10 protein-coding genes are annotated in these 18401 nt (G+C 62.4%); 6 read left to right on the top strand and 4 right to left on the bottom strand.

What is annotated here, in order from left to right; all coding sequences use genetic code 11:
- Nucleotides 1-9: 9 nt before the first annotated feature.
- Both PAN08_RS14080 and PAN08_RS14075 read right to left on the bottom strand, forming a co-directional pair.
- A complete protein-coding gene (locus tag PAN08_RS14080) occupies nt 10-1275 on the bottom strand; it encodes an amino acid deaminase (RefSeq protein WP_269792136.1) in 1266 nt (421 codons plus the stop codon).
- Between the two features lie 266 nt (nt 1276-1541).
- Nucleotides 1542-2681: a porin gene (locus PAN08_RS14075; protein ID WP_269792135.1), complete on the bottom strand. Its 1140-nt coding sequence runs from the start codon at nt 2679-2681 to the stop codon at nt 1542-1544.
- A 117-nt stretch (nt 2682-2798) separates the two neighbouring features.
- On the opposite strand from PAN08_RS14075, the gene PAN08_RS14070 reads away from it, so the two are divergent.
- Nucleotides 2799-3455, top strand: coding sequence for a response regulator transcription factor (locus PAN08_RS14070; protein WP_269792134.1), 657 nt, complete (start codon nt 2799-2801; stop codon nt 3453-3455).
- A gap of 457 nt (nt 3456-3912) precedes the next feature.
- On the opposite strand, the gene PAN08_RS14065 is transcribed toward PAN08_RS14070, so the two are convergent.
- Nucleotides 3913-6531: a PAS-domain containing protein gene (locus PAN08_RS14065; protein WP_269792330.1), complete on the bottom strand. Its 2619-nt coding sequence runs from the start codon at nt 6529-6531 to the stop codon at nt 3913-3915.
- Nucleotides 6532-6809: 278 nt separating this feature from the next.
- Between PAN08_RS14065 and PAN08_RS14060 the strand changes: the two genes are divergently transcribed.
- Nucleotides 6810-8132, top strand: coding sequence for a dicarboxylate/amino acid:cation symporter (locus PAN08_RS14060; RefSeq protein WP_269792133.1), 1323 nt, complete (start codon nt 6810-6812; stop codon nt 8130-8132).
- Between the two features lie 229 nt (nt 8133-8361).
- Complete coding sequence (locus tag PAN08_RS14055) at nt 8362-10653, top strand: NADP-dependent malic enzyme (protein WP_269792132.1); 2292 nt, start codon at nt 8362-8364, stop codon at nt 10651-10653.
- A gap of 577 nt (nt 10654-11230) precedes the next feature.
- On the opposite strand, the gene PAN08_RS14050 is transcribed toward PAN08_RS14055, so the two are convergent.
- A complete protein-coding gene (locus tag PAN08_RS14050) occupies nt 11231-11593 on the bottom strand; it encodes a helix-turn-helix domain-containing protein (RefSeq protein ID WP_269792131.1) in 363 nt (120 codons plus the stop codon).
- A gap of 352 nt (nt 11594-11945) precedes the next feature.
- Between PAN08_RS14050 and PAN08_RS14045 the strand changes: the two genes are divergently transcribed.
- The 3 genes from PAN08_RS14045 (at nt 11946) to PAN08_RS14035 (ending at nt 18352) form a co-directional block, all read left to right on the top strand.
- Nucleotides 11946-13127, top strand: a complete 1182-nt coding sequence (locus PAN08_RS14045; RefSeq protein ID WP_269792130.1) for an HlyD family efflux transporter periplasmic adaptor subunit — start codon at nt 11946-11948, stop codon at nt 13125-13127.
- 314 nt (nt 13128-13441) lie between these two features.
- Entirely contained in the window at nt 13442-16189 is a 2748-nt protein-coding gene (locus PAN08_RS14040; RefSeq protein ID WP_269792129.1) for a pitrilysin family protein, read from the top strand.
- A gap of 36 nt (nt 16190-16225) precedes the next feature.
- Nucleotides 16226-18352, top strand: coding sequence for a peptidase domain-containing ABC transporter (locus PAN08_RS14035; RefSeq protein WP_269792128.1), 2127 nt, complete (start codon nt 16226-16228; stop codon nt 18350-18352).
- The last annotated feature ends 49 nt before the right edge of the window (nt 18353-18401 follow it).

Here is an 18401-nt window from a genome sequence, read left to right as displayed (position 1 = left end):
TGTCGGCGGTCAGAACTGCGTGGAAACGGCACCGATGACGCGGTGTGCGTCATCGACCACCAACAGGTGGCGCCACTTGTCGAAGGTCAAGCAAGGGTGGGAGATGTCGAAGCACAGCAGGTCGCCCACGCGCAGGTCGTCGCCATCACGTACATCAAGGAAGGCGTGCTGGTCCATCATCGCGCTGATCTGCCAATGCGCCGGAGCATCCACTGGTGCGGTATTGCCGGGGCGGTGATGCAGCGCCGGTACCGGGAAACCGGCATCGAACGCAGCATCGCGCTTGCCCAGCGCGATGATGGCCTTGCCGGATTCCGGCAGCGACTGCACATACGCCCACAGCCGCAACGCCGGACGCAGGCTGCTGCCCATCTCGCGCGCGACTGGGTTGCTTGCATGAATGCGACGGGCAGCCTGCCGATAGATGCCGACGTCATGGGTGAGGTAGCAGCCTGGGCGCAGCACCACTTGGGCATCCGTGTTGCCGACCAATGCCGAGAACTCTTCGGCCACGACATCAAACCAGGCAGAGCCGGCGCCGGTGAGGATGGCCGGCAACTGCGCGAAACCGCCTGCTGCATGGATGGCCTGCCATTGCGCCAGACTGCGCTGCAGCACGGCGCGTACACCGGCTTCGTCCTTGGCCACGCCTTCGTAAACTTCCACGCCGACCAGTGCAACGGCATCGGGCCAACGGGTGATTTCGTCCAGCACGGCACGCGCCTGCGCGTCATCGCGGATGCCGGTACGACCGCCGTCGGCGCCGATTTCCAGCAACACCTTGATCTGCTGGCCGCGTGCACGGAAGTGGCGGCCCAGTGCGGCGACGTTGTCGGCGCTGTCCACGACGCAGGCGAACCAGAAATCGGCATCGCGTGCCTGCAGGTCGGCGATCAGCTCGAAATTGCCCTTGCCGACCAACTGGTTGGCCAGCAACACGCGGCGAACGCCGTGCGCGTAAGCAGCAACTGTCTGCGGCGCGGTGGCCAGGGTGATGCCCCAGGCACCGGCATCAAGCTGCATCTGGAACAGCGCCGGGCTCATGGTGGTCTTGCCGTGTGGCGCCAGCTGGCAGCCGTAGGCTTCGGTGAAGTGGCGCATCCACGCCAGGTTGTGGCGTAGCGCGGGCTCGCTCAGAACGGCAACGGGCAGGCTGACCTGCTCGTCCAGGACGGATGCACCCCGTGCGGCGATGCTTGCCGGCGTCCAAGGGCCTCCGCTTGGCAGGCCTTTACCGTCCAGGAGTGTTTTGGATTGAAAGTAATTTTCCTGCACGAATCACTTCCTGTTGTTGGGCCGTCAGAAGCTTCAGGGGCCTATTGTGTAGCACAGGATGGCTTGTGTGAAAATTATTTTCTCTCCACGCCAGCTGGCCCAGTGTGGAATCGGGCAGGGCAATGGTCAGAAAACGAAGTGAATCCGGCGGCGAGCGCGCGGGTGAGGTGCAGCGTGCGCCCGGCCGGTGTGTCGCAGCTGGCAGCTGGCCGTTTGAGATGACGGAGCTTACTCGCCTCGTTGATCGACAGGCGAAGCAGTCGCTGTCAGAAATCCAGTTGAACGCGGCCCGCGAGTACGCCAGTGCGGTCCAGCGTCTGGCTCGCGGCATCATCACGGCGCTTGGTGTCGGTCCAATCCAGCATCACCCGTGCGTATTTGCGGGCGTACCAGTTCACACCCAACGTCCATGCATCGGCTGACATGTCGCGCGGCCACTGCGTGCCTTCGATGTGGTCGAGACGGGCTACCAGTTCCCAGGCACCACTGTCGTGTGCCGGCTTGAGCTGGGTAAAGCGGCCGGCCTTGGCGTCATACGGGCGGGTTTCGCCGGTGAGCAGCCAGGTGGCCTGCAGATAGCCTGACGTGACCCGCGCACGCTGCTGACCATCGTCATAAAGCGCGCCGCCGTATTCGCCCTGCAGTGACAAGGCGCCGTGTACGACGGCCGCTTCCAGCCCGTACTTGTCCACCGACACGTCACGGCCGCTGCGGAATTCCACCAGGTTCAGGCGGCTGTTGTCGCCGAAGTAGCCGGCCACGCGCGGTTGCACGCGCAGCGGCGATGCACCACCGGCGCCCGGATTGTCGTAGTGCTCGTGCGCAAGGGCGGCGCCGAGGTGCAGCACGTGGCCAGTCTCGTGCCATGGCGCGTAACCGGCACGGGCGCCGGCCGCGCGGCCTTTGGTTTTCCAGGTGTCGATGCTCTCCAGGCTGTAGACGCTGCCGCTCCAGAACATGTCCTGCTGGTATCCATTCACCCCCACGCCGAGGCGGTAGGTCGGGGCCAGCGTCTGTGCCAGCCAGCTGCGCTCCACCGCCGGGATGTGGTTGGAGCTGCCGCGGTCATCCAACGTGAAGAACTGTTTGAACTGCCCAGCCGTCACGGTGGTGGTGCCGAAGCTGCGGGCGATGTAGACATCGCGTGCCACCGGGCGGTGGCCGGCCACATCGGTTTCCAGTTTGTAATCGAAGCCGTAGAACTTGCCTGAGACCGCCAGCCATGCCGCACGCAGGTCGTCGTTGGCGCGTTCATCTGTACCCCGGTCATCGTTGTCGAAGCGGGCAACGTCGTAATGCAGGCGCCCGCTGAACTTGGCGGTCACGTTGTCGTCGGCGTGCGCAACCGGCGCTGCGGCCAACAGCAGCAGGGTGGCCAGCGTGTTGCGTTGGCTGAAGGGGGGCATCCGTTCTCTCTCCGGTACCGGGTTGTTTAAGTGGCCGGACGATATCAGCCTGCCGTCAGCCACCAATAGCGATTTGGTACTAGGGTGCCGATCCCTGCTGCATGCCACACTGGCGCCATGAGCCTAGCCAAGCTCCTTGTAGCAGATGACCACCCCCTGTTCCGTGCAGCGGTGTTGCACGCGTTGCGTGAAGGTATCTGCCTGGGACAGACCCTGGAAGTGGACAGTGTTTCTGCACTTACCCAGGCGCTGGACGAACACCCGGACGTGGATCTGGTGCTGCTGGATCTGGCTATGCCTGGTGCACGCGGCTTCTCTTCACTGGTGTGGTTGCGCGGTGAGCGGCCTGATATTCCGGTGATCGTGATTTCCTCCAACGATCATCCCCGCGTCATCCGACGCGCGCAGCAGTTTGGCGCAGCCGGTTTCATTCCCAAGTCGGCACCGGTGGAAACCATTCGCACTGCGGTCGGTGCCGTGATGGCCGGCGACACCTGTTTCCCGCCACAGGCCGCCGCACGTTCCGAACGCGACGCGCTGTTGGCTGCACGGTTGGCGCGGCTAACGCCACAACAGTTCCGGGTGTTGATGAGTGTGGCCGATGGCTTGCTCAACAAGCAGATTGCCTACGAATTGGGGTTGGCTGAAAACACCGTCAAGGTGCACGTCACCGCCATCCTGAAGAAGCTGGAGTGCAACAGCCGCACCCAGGCAGCACTGCTGGTGAAAGCGCTGGAACCGGAAGGCGATAACGGTTTGCCAGGGGAGTATTGAGCTGTGCCTGTGGCAGCTCTCGCTTCAATCGTTGCTTTTACTCCAACAGCCGCCCTCACCCCAACCCCTCTCCCGCGCGCGGGAGAGGGGCTCAGGTCTGCTTTGACCAGTTGCTTTCAAGCTCGTCCCCGATTCGCAGGTGAGGGGGTGCGGTCTGCTTGAGCTGTTGCTTCAAAGCCCCTCTCCCGCGCGCGGGAGAGGGGCTCAGGTCTGCTTTGAGCGGTTGCTTTCAAGCTCGTCCCCGATGTGCAGGTGGGGGGTTCCGGTCTGCTTGAGCTGTTGCTTCAGAGCCCCTCTCCCGCGTGCGGGAGAGGGGCGCAGGTCTGCTTTGAGCGGTTGCTTTCAAGCTCGTCCCCGATGTGCAGGTGAGGGGTTCTGGTCTGCTTGAGCTGTTGCTTCAAAGCCCCTCTCCCGCGTGCGGGAGAGGGGTTGGGGTGAGGGCCGCCCTTCGCCTCTATCAACGCGACCGCTGATAAAGATGCGTCATCAACGAGCGCAGCGCCGAAGTGCGTGCCTGCTTGGATAGGAATCCCCAGCCGCGCTCGCGCGCCAGTACGCGCAGCGCTTCATCCTGCTCGGCAGTGAACAGGATCACCACCGGTTCCAGGCCCCAGCGGTGTGTCAGCAGCGGGAACAGTTCCGGGCCGGTGGTGCTGCCCAGACGCACGTCCAGCAACAGTACGTCCGGTGCATTGCCATCGTCTGCCGCCGCCAGTGCCTGTTCGGCATTGCCGGAAAACTCCACGCGGCAAGCCCAGCGCTCCAGCAGCAGGCGCGTCGCCTGACTGACCCGGGTGTCATCATCGATGCACCAGACTCGACAATCGGCCAGCAATGACTCTATCTGCGGCTCTTCCGCCGCCACGCCGGGTTTGCCTACGGCCTGCGGGGCGAGGGGATTGCCGTGTGGGACGCTGACCGAAAACACGCTGCCATGCTCCGGCCGCGAACGCAGGCCGATGCGATGGTCGAGCAAACGGGCAATACGCTCGACGATTGCCAGACCCAGCCCGGTGCCGGGCGCTTGGCCACTGCCGCCATCCAGGCGGCGGAATTCTTCGAAGATTTCCTTTTGCCGCGCACGCGGAATGCCCGGGCCGGTGTCGTGGATTTCAATGCGGATGCACGCGCCGTCGCGACGGCAGCCCAGCAGGATGCGACCGCGTCGCGTGTAGCAAATGGCGTTGGACAGGAAGTTCTGCAGAATGCGTCGCAACAGTGCTTCGTCGCTGCGGACCACGGCTGACGTGGGTATCCGTTCCAATTTCAAGCCGTGCGCATTGGCCAAAATGCCGAACTCACGTGCGAGTGCTTCGAGCAGCGGGTCGAGCGCGAAATCGTGGATGCGGGTTTCCAGTGCGCCCGATTCCAATCGTGAAATATCCAGCAAGCTGTTGAGAATGCCATCCTGCGCGGCCAGGGCGCCGTCGATGTTGTCGGCGATATCGCGTGTACTGGCATCGGCGTCAGGCAAGCGCCCGCGCAACACGGACAGGAACATGCGGGCCGCATTCAACGGCTGCAGCAGGTCATGCACGGCAGCGGCGACAAAGCGGGTCTTGGAGCGGTTGGCATCCTCGGCTTCTCGCTTGGCTTCGGCCAGGTCGCGGGTACGCTCATCAATGCGGCTGCTGAGCGTGTCCGCCAGCGAACGCAGGTCACGCGCCGCATTCTTGTAGGCGGTGATGTCGGCATAGCTGGTGACGAAGCCGCCATCGGGCAAGGGGTTGCCACGGATTTCGATGACGGTGCCATCACCGCGTTCGCGCTCGTGCATATGTGGCTTGCCAGAGCGCAGGTGATTGAGCCGCCGTTCGATAGCCTCCTCGATGGGGCCAGGCCCGAGCAGACCGCGTTTGGCGTTGTAGCGGAACACGTCGGCAATGGGCCGGCCCACCTGGATGAAGCCGGGAGGGAAGCGGAACAGCTCGATATAGCGGCGGTTCCAGGCCATCAGATTCAGTTGTGCGTCCACTACGCAGACACCTTGCGGCAGGTGCTGCAGGCTGTTGCTTTCGCCGTAATCGGCCATGTGCGCGGCATGCACCAGGCCGTCCTGCGCGGTGCGCAGCTCCTGTGCGTGATGCGTGACCAACCGCTCCAGCTCCCGGCGGCTACGCTCGCGCAACTGTGCCAATCGTCGACGCTGCCACACCACGAAACCCAGCAGTGCAAGCACCAGCAGGCCGGCGGTGATGGCACCGGCCATGGTGCGGGCCGCGACGATGCTGTCGCGGGTGGGGCGCAACAGGTTCAGTGTCCAGCCCTCCGGTGACAATGGGCGCGACACCCAGATGACGTCGCCCACGTCCGGCATGCGTACACGGCGTACGCCATCGTCGAGGTTCTCGATCAGCCGGTACTCCAGTATCTGGCGCGGCACCAGACCGTATTGGCGGGTATTGGACAGGCGGCGGCGAGTGACGTCGTCCAATGCGTGCAACACGTGATAACGCCACGGGGTTTGGCTGGACAGGAAGATCACGCCGCTGTCGTCACTGGCAAACACATTGCCCGACGCTTCGGCCCAGGTGGTTTCCAGCGGCCGCAGCACGACCTTCACCACCACCACACCGATGGCGTTTCCGGCGTCGTCGCGTACCGCCTGCGACAGGAAATAACCGGGCACGGCGGTGGTGACGCCTTCGGCATAGAAGGTGGCACTGCCGTCGCGCATGGCGCGCTGGAAGTAAGGGCGAAAGTTGTAGGAGTTGCCCACATTGCTGGAGCCGGCCACCTGCCAGTTGCTGGCCGCCAGTGCCAACCCTTTGCGGTCGAGCACGGTGAGCGTGGACGTGGCCACCGCGCCGTTGACGCGTTCCAGCTTGCGGCTGATGCGTTCGGCATCCGATGGGCGAATGTCAGCTTGGGCGAGGACTGCGCGGATTTCTGGATCCAGTGCCAACACCGCCGGCAGCACGCGGTGGCGTTCGATCAGTGCCTGCAACGCATCGCCATGCAGGCGCAATTGTTCGCGCGCCTGCGCGGCATCGGCGAGCAGGCTGCGCCGCTCAAGGTGGCGCATCACCACCAGGCTCAGCAGCGCAATGATCACCGCCGCAAAGCACAGCAGCATCAGGCCGGAGCGACGGCGGGAGGTGTGGGGAAAGGGCATGGCGGCGATGGTCACGCAGTTCCGGTGGATTCTCCACTGCGGGCAACGAGTGGCCGCGGCATGCCGCGTGCTGCGGGATCGGGCCGGGAGCCAATGGCGACGCGGCTTGCTGGTGCGTGCGTCCGTGAAAACGACGGAGACGGCCTAATACCAATGGATTAGCTAGTACCAATGCGTTATCGGCGGCACGGCGGCGGGCGCGTAAAACACGGCCGAAGCGAACCGCGTCGAGGTATCCCATGCACATCTCCACCGATGCCATTGCGGCATCTCCCGTCCGCCTGCCGTTCTACCGGCAGCTGTACTTCCAGGTGTTGCTGGCCATCACCCTGGGCGTGCTGCTCGGCCACTTCCAGCCTGCCTTCGCCGAGACACTCAAGCCGCTGGGTGATGCCTTCATCAAGTTGGTCAAGATGATCATCGCGCCGGTGATCTTCCTGACCATTGTCACTGGCATCGCGGGCATGACCCACTTGCGCACCGTGGGCCGCGTCTTCACCAAGGCGATGGTCTACTTCATCTTCTTCTCCACGCTGGCACTGGTGGTGGGCCTGGTGGTGGCGAACGTGGTACAGCCCGGCGCCGGCATGAACATCGATCCGGCCAGCCTGGACCAGACAGCGGTCAATGGCTATGTGCAGAAGTCGCACGAGCTGACCTTGGTCGGTTTTGCCATGGACATCATCCCCAAGACGCTGTTGAGCCCATTTGTGGGCGACAACATCCTGCAGGTGCTGTTTGTGGCCGTGCTGTTTGGCATCGCACTGGCATCGGTGGGCGAGAAGGGCAGGCCCATCCTCGCTTTCCTGGAAAGCCTGACCGCGCCGGTGTTCAAACTGGTGCACATGTTGATGAAGGCCGCTCCGATCGGAGCGTTCGGTGCCATCGCTTTCACCATCGGCAAGTACGGGCTGGGTTCGCTGGTCAACCTGGCGTGGCTGGTAGGCGCGTTCTATCTGACCTCGTTGCTGTTCGTGGTGGTGATCCTGGGCACGGTGGCGCGCCTGTGTGGCTTCTCGGTGTTCAAACTGGCGCGGTACCTCAAGGCCGAACTGCTGCTGGTGCTGGGCACATCCTCGTCCGAGTCGGCGCTGCCTTCGCTGATGGAAAAGATGGAAAAAGCCGGCTGCAGCAAATCGGTGGTCGGGTTGGTGGTCCCAACCGGTTACTCGTTCAACCTGGACGGCACCAACATCTACATGACCCTGGCCGCGCTGTTCATCGCGCAGGCCACCAACACGGACCTCTCGCTGGGCCACCAGATCGCGCTGCTGTTGGTGGCGATGCTTAGCTCAAAGGGCGCTGCAGGCGTTACAGGTGCGGGCTTCATCACTCTGGCCGCCACATTGGCGGTGGTGCCGGAAGTGCCGGTTGCCGGCATGGCGCTAATCCTGGGCGTGGACCGCTTCATGAGCGAATGCCGCTCGCTGACCAACTTCATCGGCAATGCGGTGGCCACAGTGGTGGTGTCGCGTTGGGAAGGTGCCCTGGATGAGGAGAAGCTGGCCCAGGCCCTCGGGCGCGAAGGTGACGCGCTGCCGTCGGTGGTCGTCGAAAGTTGACCGCGTGCGGGTTTCCGTGGGGCCCGTCATGGCAATGGCGAGGCCCTGCGGATTTTCTGGCGATCCCCTGACGGTCATGCACACGCCAGATACTGCAAAACCCCTTGCGACATACACCACAGAATTGTGCGGTTGCAGCATCGCTGCGATAGCGTAGCGACAGGTTCAGCCTGTCCATCGGCGTTATCATCCTCCGTTCCTCTTGCCCATTCAGCCCTTAAAAAACGCGATGTCCAACGAAGATTTCAAGCAGGCCGCCCTCGATTACCACCGGATTTCGCCGCCGGGAAAGATCAAGGTCACCGCGACCAAGCCGATGTTGACCCAACGCGATCTGTCGTTGGCCTACTCGCCGGGCGTGGCATATGCCTGTGAAGCCATCGTGGCCGACCCGGCCCAGGCCAGTGAGCTGACCGCGCGTGGCAACCTGGTGGCCGTGATCACCAACGGCACCGCCGTGCTTGGCTTGGGCAATATTGGCCCGCTGGCCAGCAAGCCGGTGATGGAAGGCAAAGGTGTGCTGTTCCAGAAGTTCGCCGGCATCGATGTGTTCGACATCGAAATCAATGAGAACGACCCGGACAAACTGGTCGACATCATTGCCTCGCTGGAGCCGACCTTCGGCGGCATCAACCTGGAAGACATCAAGGCGCCGGAATGCTTCATCGTTGAGCGCAAGCTGCGCGAGCGCATGAACATCCCGGTGTTCCATGACGATCAGCACGGCACCGCGATCATCGTCGGTGCGGCTGTGCTCAACGCCATGACCATCACTGGCAAGAAGATCGAAGAGGTCAAGCTGGCCACTACCGGCATGGGCGCTGCGGGTATCTCCTGCGTCAACATGCTGGTGCAGCTGGGCCTGAAGCCGGAGAACATCCTGGCCTATGACCGCGATGGCGTGATCCACACCGGCCGCACCGATCTGGACCCGGAAAAGGCGCGTTACGCGCGTGATACCGACAAGCGCACGCTGGCCGAGATCGTTGACGGCGCCGATATCTTCCTGGGCCTGTCGGCTGGCGGCATCCTGAAGCCGGAAATGGTCGCCACCATGGCGGCGAACCCGGTGATTTTTGCACTGGCCAACCCGTACCCGGAAATCCTGCCGGAGGACGCAAAGGCGGTTCGCCCGGACGTGATCATGGGCACCGGCCGTTCGGATTACCCGAATCAGGTCAACAACGCGCTGTGCTTCCCGTACCTGTTCCGTGGCGCGCTGGACGTGGGCGCCACTGGTATCAACGAGGCCATGAAGATCGCCTGCGTGCGCGCCATTGCCGCGCTGGCCCGCAAGGAGGCTTCGGATCTGGGCACGGCTTATGGCGGTGATACGCCGAGCTTCGGCCGGGACTATCTGATTCCGCGTCCGTTCGACCGGCGTTTGCTGGTCGAACTGTCGGCCGCCGTGGCCCAGGCCGCGATGGATTCGGGCGTGGCAACGCACCCGATCACCGATATGCCTGCCTACCGCGAGAAGCTGGCGCAGTTCGTCTACCGCACCAGTTTGTTCATGAAGCCGGTCTATGACCGCGCCCGCTCGGACAAGCAGCGTGTGGTCTACGCCGAGGGTGAGGAAGAAGTGGTGTTGCAGGCCGTGCAGAACGTGATCGACGAAGGCGTGGCCTTCCCGATCCTGATCGGCCGCCCCGATGTGATCGAAGCACGCGTGGAGCGCCTGTGTCTGCGCATGAAGGCCGGCGTGGACTTCGAAATCACCAATATCAATGACGACCCGCGTTTCAACGAGTATTGGCAGTATTACCACGAGATGACCGGCCGCAAGGGCGTCACCGTGTCCGCTGCCAAGAACCTGATGCGCTCGCGCCCGACGCTGATCGCTGCAGTGATGGTGGCCCGTGGCGAAGCCGACGCGATGTTGTCGGGCCTGGTGGGGCGCTTCCATAAGAAGCTGGGCTACGTGCGCAGCGTCATTCCGCTGGAGTCCAAGGTCAGCTCGACCTCGGCGATGACCGGTGTGATCAACAACCAGGGCGTGTTCTTCTTCGTGGACACGCATGTGCAGGAAGACCCCAGCGTCGAGCAGATCGTTGAATCCACGCTGCAGGCGGCTTACCGCATGAAGCTGTTCGGCATCGAACCAAAGATTGCGCTGCTTTCGCACTCCAACTTCGGCAGCCACGATTCCAAGGACGCGCTGAAGATGCGTCAGGTGCGCGAAGCTTTGCTCAAGCGCAACCCGCGCTTGAATGTGGACGGCGAAATGCAGGGCGACACTGCATGGGACGAAGCGCTGCGGGCCAAGCTGTTGCCCAACAGCACGCTCAAGGGCCGTGCCAACCTGTTCGTGCTGCCCAACCTGGAAGCGGCCAACATCGCCTACAACCTGGTACGCGTGTTCACCGACGGCGTGGCCATCGGCCCGATCCTGATGGGCATGACCAAGCCGGTGCACATCCTCACCAGCAGTGCCAGCGCACGCCGGGTCTTGAACATGACCGCGATCGCGGCCGTGGACGCACAGATCCGCAAGCAGATGGAAGTCGAACGCACGAGCTGATCGGCTTCCCAGCGTGTTGAAACAGCAAAAGCCGGCTTATCGCCGGCTTTTGTTTTGGTCACCGCTGCGGGTTGGTCGATGCAGGTCGCGGAGGCGCAGGTCAGATCAAATCAAAGACCCAAGACAAGATGTCGAGTGAGGCCCTGCATTGCAAAGCTGCATCGACGTAAATGCATTGTTGTCCGCGTTGCCGGGCTGTCGGGGCAGGAAGGCCGCCTCGGACGCTCAGTCCAGCATCCCTGAGAGGAGGGTAGTGACATGCTGGATGTCTTCCACAACGATTGCAGCGATCTTGAGTGAACCGAATTTCATTCAACGGTCCCCATGTTTCGTGATGGCAAGCAGCGCAGGCGGTCTTCCACTAACCAGCAACCATCGAGCGCGCAACGCATGCTGCGCTTTGGCTTGACCGGTAGAGTCTTTGCCGAGCGTGGCTCGGCACTACATGGCCGCCGTTGTGGTGGAGCGAAGCGCTGTTTCGCTCCACCACCATGACCTGCTTCCGCTAGATCAGCTTCAGCGTTCGCAACAATCCGGGAAGAGGACTGCCCGTTCCGACGAAGCCAAACCTGCGTGCTTAGACCTGCGCCAGTCGCTGGCCTTCCACGATCTGCAGCACCAGTTTGCGGGTCGCCGCACGGCAGGTGCGGTAGGCCATCAGCAGGCGGCGTTCATGCGGGTCGTCCACCATCTCCACGTTGCTCTGCGGCGGGGCTGGAATGACTTCCAGGCCGTTGCGGCCAGTGGCCAGCCATTCAAACGAAACGTCGGTGACCATCGCGATCGTGATCATGCGGGTGGTGCAGGGCATGATCCCGGTGGGGCTTTCCCAGTTGCCAACGGCGCTGCGGCTCACCTTGAGCTGGCTGGCCAGTTCGGCTTGTGTCATTCCCTTCTTGCGACGGGCCCGGCGAATACGGTTGGCGAGATGATTGGGCATCGTGTCTCCTCCCTGAGTTGTTGCGATGAGTGAATGAACTGAGCTCTCTCGAAATGCGAGGAAGTGAGAGCTAGGGAGATTGTGTCATGTAAAGCGCGATTTGTGTCACCGAAACTGACCTTTTTGGTCAGGAATGCTGGCGCAGACGCATGAGAACCGTTCTCGCTTGATCGAGTGGCCGCGTGCCAGCAGAAGTGGCATGTCGTGGGCATTGAGCCAACGCGAGGCATCGGCCACATTCCGCGGCATACGCTGAGTTTTGGGGGCAGGGGTGCCGCAATCGTTGTTTCGAGAAGAGCCGCTGCAAGCGAAGCGCAGTCGGTGGTTGGGGCCCGTTTCGCTGGTGCAACCGATGGGCTGGAAGCTGCTTACCCTTGCGGCCGTTGCTGCAGCCAGCAGCGCCGTGTTGTTCATTACCTTGACGAGTTATACGCGCCGTTCCACGGTCGGTGGGCAACTGGTGCCCGTACAGGGATTGATTACAGTGCTGGCGCCCGCCACCGGGTTGCTGACTTGGCTGGACGTGCAAGAGGGTGAGCAGGTGACGGCCGGAAGCGATCTGGCGTTGGTGAGCATGCCGCGCGCGACGCTGCGGGAAGACAGCATGAGTGGGGCAATCGAGCGCCGTCTGCAGCAGCGACAGGACGCGCTGTTTGCGTCGCGGGAAGCCGTGCAGGGTCGGTTGCAGGCGCAGTCGGATGGACTCGCAGGGCAATTGGCAACGGCGCGCAGCGAATTGCTGCTGATCGAATCAGAAGTCGAGACACGGCAGCAGCAGAGCCGAATCGCCGGCGAGACCCTGCAGCGCCTTCGCCGGCTGGAGCATGGTCAATACGTCAGCGTGCTGCAGATCAAACAGCAGGAAGCGGCAGCGCTGGACTACACCGGCCAGATACAGGCGCTGCTGCGGCAGGCGACCGCAACGCGTCGACTTGTTGCGCAGCTGAAGCAGGCGCGAAGCGAGCTGCCAAGCCAGCATCAGGCGGGTGAAGCGGGTTACCGGCAGGAGCTGGCGCAACTGGAACAGGAGCAGGTGCAGGCTCGGGCGGATGGCGCATTGTTGGTCAAGGCGCCGGTCACGGGTGTGGTGACGTCACAGGCGGTCAAGCCCGGACAGGCGGTACAGCAGGGGCAGGGATTGCTGAGTCTGTTGCCGGGCGACGGTCGATTGGAGGCGGAGCTGCTCGTGCCCAGTAGCGCCATCGGTTTCATCGAACCGGGAGACAGAGTGAAGCTGCGTTACCAGGCATTTCCGTATCAGAAATTCGGCCATCAGGAAGGGCGGGTTTCGCAGATCAGTCGCAGCGCCTTGAGTGCAGCCGAACTGGTGGGAAAGGGGCGGCAGGAGGGGGAAGCCTTGTACCGCATCACGGTAGTGCTGGCGCGGCAAACGGTGACGGCCTATGGCAAGCCAGAGCCCCTTAAGCCCGGAATGGTGCTGGAAGCTGATGTCATGGGGGAGCAGCGGCAGTTGATCGAGTGGATATTCGAACCGCTGTATTCGCTGAAGGGAAGGCTGAAAAACACGCGATGAATCATCGTCGATAGCATCTTGCGTAGCTCAGAAATGGCGGTCACGTGCCGCTTGTACGTTCCATGAAAATTTATGATGGCCGGGGATTTCAAACAGGAACGCTTTGGGGAAGGTGGCATTCACGCGCTCGGCGGGAGTTTTCTCGGCCGGTAATGCGGACGAGCTTGTTCCGAAGGCCTCGTGTTGCTGCAGTGATGTGAAAGTAGCGGCCGGTAGTTGTGCATCGGCTCGGTCTCGGATGAAGTGCCATCTCGCTGACACCTGCTTCAATGCGGCGGATTCATTGGTCCAACAACAAGGAAGAAGGAATACGGATGCTCAAAATGTCGATTGGTGCGTTGGCAATAGCTCTCTCGTTTGCGGTTGCTTCGGCAGCGCATGCCAAGCAGGAGCACGTTGTACTACCGGGCACGATGGTGGCGGGGCCGTGCGTGGAGGGTATCTGCGAGTACCGGTTGCAGAATGGAATGCGGGTGTTGTTGTTCCCGGACGCAAGCAAGCCAACGGTGACAGTCAACCTCGTCTACGGCGTGGGCTCGCTGCACGAGAATTACGGTGAGACCGGCATGGCGCATCTGCTGGAGCACTTGTTGTTCAAAGGTACGCCGAAGCACCCGGATATCCCGGGCGAGATGCAGAAGCGCGGTGTAAGCAAGAATGCGACCACGTCGCTGGATCGCACCAATTACTTTGGCTCTTTTCCGGCCAACGACGAAACCCTGGATTGGCTGCTGGCGCTGGAAGCGGACCGCATGGTCAATTCCAGAATCGCCAAGACGGACCTGGACAGCGAAATGACCGTCGTCCGCAACGAAATGGAAGCCAACGACAATAATCCCGGCAGCGTATTGATGAAGCGCATGCGTTCGGTGGCATTTGATTGGCACAACTACGCCAACATGCCGATCGGCGCACGCTCCGATGTCGAGAACGTGCCGATCAGCAATCTGCAGGCGTTCTACCGCACCTGGTACCAGCCCGACAACGCGGTGTTGATCGTGGCCGGTCGTATCGACAGCGCAGCCGCGCTGCAACGCATCGCCACCCACTTTGGCCCGTTGAAGAAGCCTCAGCGCATGCTGCCGGCCCTGCACACGGTGGAACCAACGCAAGATGGTGAGCGCGAGGTGACGGTACGCCGAGACAGCGACCTGGCAATGGTTGCGGCCAGTTATCACGTGCCTGCATTGGCGCAGGCCGACAGTGCCGCGTTGGCGGTGCTTGCCGACGTATTGGGCGACAACCCGAACGGCCGCTTGTACAAGGCACTGATGGAGCCCAAGTTGGCTGCATTCTCGATGGCCGCCAAAGAAAGCTACCGCGACCCGGGCTTGTTCACCGTGCTCGGCGTCTTGCCCAAGGACGGCGATGCGGGCAAGGCCGAAGCCGAGCTCCTGAAACAGGCTGAATCCATTGCTGCGCGGCCCGTCACCGAAGAGGAAGTGGCGGCATCCAAGCAGCGTATCGGCAACGGCCTGGAAAAGCTGACCAGCGACGTCAACGCGGTGGCGATGGCGTTGTCCGAGTACCAGTCTGCTGGCGATTGGCGCTTGCTGTTCGTGCAGCGCGATGCCATCGCCGAGGTGAGTGCTGCCGACGTCAATCGCGTCGCTGCGGCGTACCTGAAATCGAGCAATCGCACCTTGGGGCGCTTCGTTCCAACAGCCGCGCCGGATCGCGCGGTGATCCCAGCTGCACCACCTGTCGCGAGTCTGGTGGATACCTATGTCGGCAGAGCAGTGGCTGATTCGGGCGAAGCGTTCGAGGCCACGCTGGAAAACATCGCTGCTCGTACCGAGACGTTCACTCTGGGCGACGGATTGAAGGTGTCGCTGCTGCCGAAGAAGAACCGCGGGCAGACGGTACTGCTGTCGGCGACCTTCCGTTTCGGTGACGAGAGGGCAATTACGGGCCGGAGTACAGCGGCTGCATCGGTCGGGCCGATGCTGATGATGGGCAGCACGACAATGAGTCGCGCGCAGATCGCAGCCCGCCTCGATGCGCTGGGCACCCAGGCGATGGTCAGTGGGGGCCCGCAAAGCGCGGTGATTCGGCTGGATGGCAAGCGCGATACGCTGGCTGACGCCTTGGCATTGGCGACCGATGTCCTGCGCAATCCCGCCTTCCCGCAGGACCAGTTTGAACAGCTGCGCCTGCAGGCGGCGACCGGTGTGGACTTTCAACGCAAGGAGCCGAACGCGTTAGCGTCGATGGCCATGGCGCAATACTTCGATCCCTGGCCGAAGGGGCATCCGTTGCATGTGGATTCGTTCGACGAATCGCTGGCGAAGATGCAGGCGCTGAGCATCGAGGATCTTCGCACCTTCCATCGTGATTTCTACGGGACCGCAGATGGCGAGATCGTGGTTGTCGGTGACTTCGACCCGGTTGCACTCAAGACGCAGTTGCAGACCTTGTTCGTGGATTGGAAATCACCGGCCGCTTACGCACCGATCGCCACCCAGTACCGCGAACGTGCGGCACATCGGGAAAGCTTCGCGACGCCTGACAAGCCCAACGCGGTGGTGCTGGCACGACAGAATCTGTCGCTCAATGTGGCCGATGCTGATTTCCCGGCACTGAGTATTGCAGTAGGGATACTGGGCGGTGATCCGCTCAAAGCGCGTCTGGCGAGCAGGATTCGACAGAAGGATGGTTTGAGCTACAGCGTTGGCGCTGGCCTGCAAGCCGATGAAAGCCGTACCGGCCGTGATGACAGCGGCAGCCTGAGCATCCAGGCGATTGCAGCACCAGAGAATGCGGGCAAAGTCGAAACCGCAGTGCGTGAAGAACTGACGCGTCTGCTGGCCGATGGTGTTACCGAGCAGGAGCTGCGCGATACGGTTTCAGCGCGGCTGGTCGCACGTGAGCAGTCACGGGCCAATGACAGTGCGGTGGCGGGGCTGCTCGGGAACCAGTTGTACTACGGTCGCAACATGCAGTTCGAAAGCGCGCGGGATGCCGCTTATCGCGCGCTGACGGTGGAGCAGGTCAACGCGGCCATCCGCAAGCACCTCAAGCCCGAACAGCTGAGCGTGTTCGTGGCCGGTGACTTCAAGTAAGGGAGAAACAGGGGCGGCCTTTGGTCGCCTCTTGTCATGAAGACGATTATTCAATCCGAGGCGGCCGAATGCGGCCTGGCTTCACTGGCGATGGTGGCCGACGCACATGGGCTGCACATTGGTTTGCCAGAGCTGCGGCGGCGCTTTTCGCTGTCACTGAAGGGCGCAAAGCTCAGTCATTTGATTGGCATCGCGCAGGAGCTTGGGTTCTCAACGCGGCCGTTGCGGCTGGACATGGAGGATCTGGGGAAACTGAAACTGCCGTGCGTTCTGCATTGGGATCTAAACCACTTTGTTGTGTTGAAGAAAGTCAGCAAGTCGAAGGCGGTGGTGCTGGATCCGGCCGTTGGTGAGCGGAAGCTGTCGCTGACCGAGGTGTCCGATCACTTCACTGGCGTGGCGCTGGAGCTGTCGCCAACGGCGGATTTCACGCCGCGCAAGACCAGCCCCTCGGTGACCGTTCGGCAGCTGACTGGGCCGGTTCGCGGCTTATGGCAGGCGCTTGGGCAGATTGTCGCGTTGTCGCTGGCGTTGCAGGTGTTTGTGGTGCTGGCGCCGTTCCTGATGCAGTGGGTGGTCGATCAGGTGCTGGTATCAGCTGACCGCGATCTGCTGACCGTGCTCGGGCTGGGGTTTGGCTTGGCGCTGTTGCTCCAGGTCGGCATCGGTGTGCTGCGTGGCATTGCCGTGGTGCATCTGTCTTCGCGGTTGGGTTTGCAGTGGACGGGCAACGTGTTCGCGCACCTGCTCAGGTTGCCGCTGGACTTCTTCGAAAAGCGCAACCTCGGCGACATCACTTCGCGTCTATCGTCGGTGCAGGCCATCCAACGGACCTTGACCACCAGCTTTGTCGAAGCGTTGATCGACGGCTTGATGGCGGTGGTGACGCTGACGTTGATGCTGGTCTACAGCTGGAAACTGGCATTGGTGACAGTGCTGGCCGTGCTGCTGTACACCGGCATCCGTGCGTTGGCGTGGCGCCCCTTGCGTGATGGCACCGAGCAGCAGTTGGTGACGGCGGCGAAGCAACAGACGCATCTGCTGGAATCGCTGCGCGGCATGCAGAGCCTGAAAGTAGCGGGTGAGGAATCACGCCGCCGCAGTACCTATGACAACTTGATGGTGGACACGGTCAATCGCGACGTGCGGTTGGCGCATTTGGGCCTGGGTTTCAATGGGGCAAGTCAATTGCTGTTCGGCATGGAGCGCGTTGCGGTGATCTGGATCGGCGCGTTGTTGGCATTGGACAACGTGTTTTCGGTGGGCATGTTGATTGCCTACCTAGCCTACAAGGATCAGTTCGCCGGGCGCATGAGCGCATTGATCGACAAATGGCTGGAGTTCCGCATGCTTCGGCTGCATGGCGAGCGACTTGCCGACATCGTGCTGACGGCGCCGGAGGATGCGGCTGGCAGTATCGAAGGCCTGCCACCGGAGGATGCTCGTATTGAGGTTGAGAACCTTTGCTTCCGTTACGCGGATGGTGAGCCGTGGGTGCTGAAGGATTGCAGTTTCAGCATCACACCCGGTGAATCGGTGGCGGTTGTCGGTGCTTCGGGTTGCGGCAAGACCACGCTGGTCAAACTGCTGCTGGGCCTGTTGCGGCCGACCACCGGCAGTATTCGCATCGGCGGCCATGAGCTGCACCGATTGGGTGCGCGTAATGTGCGGGCCATCGTTGGTGCGGTGATGCAGGACGACCAGCTGTTCGCCGGCAGCATTGCCGACAACATCGGCTTCTTCGATCCGGACTTCGACCTGGCCCGGGTTGAGGTTGCCGCGCGCTTGTCGGCGGTGCACGAGGACATCATGGCGATGCCGATGGGCTACCACGGTTTGATCGGTGACATGGGCAGTTCGCTTTCGGGCGGGCAGAAGCAGCGGGTCATCCTGGCGCGCGCTTTGTACCGGCAGCCAAAGCTGTTGTTCCTGGATGAGGCAACCAGCCATCTGGACGTGATGAGCGAGCGGCTGGTCAACGATGCCGTGCGTAGCCTGCGGCTGACCCGGGTGATCATCGCCCATCGCCCGGAGACCATTGCCAGCGCTGACCGGGTGCTGGTGATGGAACAGGGCCGGATCGTGGAAGAACTGCGCCCTCAGGCCGAATCCATCGATGCGGCGGCCGAGGCTGAACCGGTGGGGGCACCGCTGCCGGCGTGAAACAGGCAACTGTGACGGCGGGCGTCGGCTTGAGTGCCCGGCGCCAGGT

This window comes from Stenotrophomonas sp. Iso1, assembly GCF_027497995.1.
Taxonomy (GTDB): Bacteria; Pseudomonadota; Gammaproteobacteria; order Xanthomonadales; family Xanthomonadaceae; genus Stenotrophomonas.
Note: the sequence above shows the minus strand (reverse complement) of the source record. Positions and strands in the feature narration are given on the sequence as shown.

Coding starts and splice junctions, on each gene's coding strand:
- PAN08_RS14055 (WP_269792132.1), top strand. CDS start 8,362: ATGTCCAACGAAGATTTCAAGCAGGCCGCCCTCGATTACCACCGGATT.
- PAN08_RS14065 (WP_269792330.1), bottom strand. CDS start 6,531: ATGCTGCTGTGCTTTGCGGCGGTGATCATTGCGCTGCTGAGCCTGGTG.
- PAN08_RS14045 (WP_269792130.1), top strand. CDS start 11,946: ATGGGCTGGAAGCTGCTTACCCTTGCGGCCGTTGCTGCAGCCAGCAGC.
- PAN08_RS14035 (WP_269792128.1), top strand. CDS start 16,226: ATGAAGACGATTATTCAATCCGAGGCGGCCGAATGCGGCCTGGCTTCA.
- PAN08_RS14070 (WP_269792134.1), top strand. CDS start 2,799: ATGAGCCTAGCCAAGCTCCTTGTAGCAGATGACCACCCCCTGTTCCGT.
- PAN08_RS14050 (WP_269792131.1), bottom strand. CDS start 11,593: ATGCCCAATCATCTCGCCAACCGTATTCGCCGGGCCCGTCGCAAGAAG.
- PAN08_RS14075 (WP_269792135.1), bottom strand. CDS start 2,681: ATGCCCCCCTTCAGCCAACGCAACACGCTGGCCACCCTGCTGCTGTTG.
- PAN08_RS14060 (WP_269792133.1), top strand. CDS start 6,810: ATGCACATCTCCACCGATGCCATTGCGGCATCTCCCGTCCGCCTGCCG.
- PAN08_RS14040 (WP_269792129.1), top strand. CDS start 13,442: ATGCTCAAAATGTCGATTGGTGCGTTGGCAATAGCTCTCTCGTTTGCG.